Below are 1,548 nucleotides of genomic sequence, written 5' to 3'. Positions count from 1 at the left end.
TTGTTTAAGGATCTTCCGAAGGCAATTCGCAAGGGAAACACCGTCAATAGCAAGGGCGACGAACTGTGAAGGCCAACGGGATGGACGACTCGCAACTTACTGCCTAATGCTCATGTTGATGCTCGCCGAAGGCCTTATCCTCGACCTGTTGAAGGAGGCCCCACAACATTGCCAAGTCCTTCCTCCTGGAATCGATCAGGTGACCCAGGACGTGGCGGACCTCATCATCCTCGATGATATGATGCCTCGCGGCCAGTTCTGTCAGGGCGTCGAGCTCCTGGGCCAAGGACTCCCTCAGGAGTTCCGCTATCGAAAGAGGGTCATCGGTGTGGCCCTGTCCCCCATCCTGGTCGGGTGTGATCACTCTGCACATGGTCCTACCTCCTTTATCTTGGACTCGAAGAATAACACTATCCGAATATTATGTCATAGGCCTGCCAAAAAATCGCCCGGTCTTTTCTCCGGGCTTTTGGGCGTTCTGATAAAATGAAGACCGGCCGTTGGAAATTCTGAAGGACAATGAATGCTGAAAGGGGTAATGCCTATGAACTCGGCCCAGGAGAAGAACCTCGAGGTAAGAAGGATCTACAACGAGCATCTCGGCAGCAGCGTGGTGAAGGCCCTGGAGGCCAACGGGTTCAAGGCGGATTATGCACCGACCTCCGAAGAAGCCGTCGAAAAGGTGCTGGAACTTGTTCCCCAGGGGTCGGTCGTAGGGGTCCCCGGGTCATCCACCATCCGCGAGTTGGGGCTCTTCGAGACTCTCCAGGCAAGGGGATGCAAGATATTCGAACACTGGGATCCGTCGCTGGCGCCGGAAGACAAGTCCCAAAGGCTGGAGGATGAGATTACCAGTGACATCTTCCTCTCCAGCTCCAACGGCGTAACCCTGGACGGGAAACTGGTGAACATCGACGGAACGGGCAACCGCGTGGCTGCCATGGCCTGGGCGAGGAACCGGATAATATTCGTGGTCGGCATCAACAAGGTCAGCCGCGATGTCGAAGCCGCCCTGCAAAGGATCAGGGACGTGGCCACGCCGCTCAACGCGATCAGCAAGGGTGCCGATCTCCCCTGTGTCAAGACCGGCTTCTGTGTCGACTGCAGGGTGCCGGGCCAGTACTGCAGGGCTACCCTCGTTCTCGAGAGAATCCCCTTGGGGCGTGAGGCCCACGTCATCATCGTGGGAGAAAACTTGGGGTATTAGGATCGGAAAGACGTAAGACAAAAACCGTAAACCGTACGTCGTGAATCGTGAATCGAAAGGTCAAAATCGAAGGCGGATTGTTTTGTTCTTGCGATTTATGATCCGAGACTTACGGTACTTTCCGTTTCCCCTTCACCCTTTACGCCTTCGCTTTTCGTCTTTGCCTTACGGTTTCCGGTTTCCGACCCACGACACTCACGGTTCACGATTATCTCTACCTCCTCCAGGTGCCGGGGAGGAAGAGCATCATCACCGTGTAGATCTCGAGCCTCCCCAGGAGCATGCAGAAGGAAAGGATCCACTTTCCGGCGGCAGGAACGTGGGCGTAGTTGCTCGAAGGA

At 55.6% G+C, this 1,548-nt stretch carries 2 protein-coding genes; one reads left to right on the top strand and one right to left on the bottom strand.

The genetic code is table 11. From position 1 onward, the window contains the following. Nucleotides 1–103 precede the first annotated feature (103 nt). The gene (locus GX108_08060; protein ID NLO56984.1) at nucleotides 104–373 is read right to left on the bottom strand and encodes a hypothetical protein; all 270 of its coding nucleotides are present in this window, start codon (nucleotides 371–373) and stop codon (nucleotides 104–106) included. A gap of 171 nt (nucleotides 374–544) precedes the next feature. Between GX108_08060 and GX108_08055 the strand changes: the two genes are divergently transcribed. After that, complete coding sequence (locus tag GX108_08055) at nucleotides 545–1,207, top strand: LUD domain-containing protein (GenBank protein NLO56983.1); 663 nt, start codon at nucleotides 545–547, stop codon at nucleotides 1,205–1,207. Nucleotides 1,208–1,548: the final 341 nt, after the last annotated feature.

The organism is Thermovirga sp., from assembly GCA_012523215.1.
Lineage (GTDB): Bacteria > Synergistota > Synergistia > Synergistales > Thermovirgaceae > 58-81.
This window is presented reverse-complemented; position numbering and strand designations above follow the sequence as displayed.

Excerpts from the sequence above, each read along its gene's own strand:
- GX108_08055 (NLO56983.1), top strand. The coding sequence starts at position 545 with ATGAACTCGGCCCAGGAGAAGAACCTCGAGGTAAGAAGGATCTACAAC.
- GX108_08060 (NLO56984.1), bottom strand. The coding sequence starts at position 373 with ATGTGCAGAGTGATCACACCCGACCAGGATGGGGGACAGGGCCACACC.